Annotated in this window: 1 pseudogene and 1 riboswitch; the pseudogene reads left to right on the forward strand. The window is 62.9% G+C overall.

The features are described 5' to 3' along the window. Positions 1-20: 20 nt before the first annotated feature. A riboswitch (cyclic di-AMP (ydaO/yuaA leader) is annotated at positions 21-218 on the forward strand. Positions 219-222: 4 nt separating this feature from the next. Then, positions 223-553: pseudogene (locus tag AC3A4M_RS22805) on the forward strand (C40 family peptidase); the annotation flags it as partial.

The raw sequence follows: 553 nt of genomic DNA on the forward strand, positions 1-553 counted from the left end.
GGTTTGGCACCTCCGGGTGGATTGCCTAGCTCTGCCACTTCCCGGGGTCCGTTCGCAACGATTTCGCATGGCAGGGGCGGGGGAACCAACTTCCGGGCTTCTTTGGAAGCCCTTGGGGTTAAGTTGTGGGTGTTCTTGGCTGAGGCCGGGGCGCCCATGGCCGGATGACTCCCATCCGAACCCGACAGCTCACCTCGCAGGCATTGGGAGAGGTAATCACTCGTGTCTAAGAACACTGCTGCTTTGGGCCGCCACCGTGCTGTGCCCGTCCGTACCAGCCCGTTGGAGACTATTTCCAAGGCTGTTTCTTCGAATGCCGGTTCCGTGGGCCGCCAGGCTGCTGTGATTGCTGCCGCGTCCGGTCTGGTTCTTTCTGTCGGCGTTCCGGCGCAGGCGACCAATATTGAGCGTGAGGCGTCGGTCCAGGCTGCTGCTGCGGCTCCGTCGCGGGTGCAGGTTGAGGCTGTGCAGGCTTCTGGTGCTGTTGAGCTGGATCTTGAGCGTTCGGGTGTGACCTCGACGGCCGCTCCGGTGGTTGAAGAGCCGGAGCCAG

This window comes from Arthrobacter sp. Soil_C_60 (assembly GCF_057656375.1).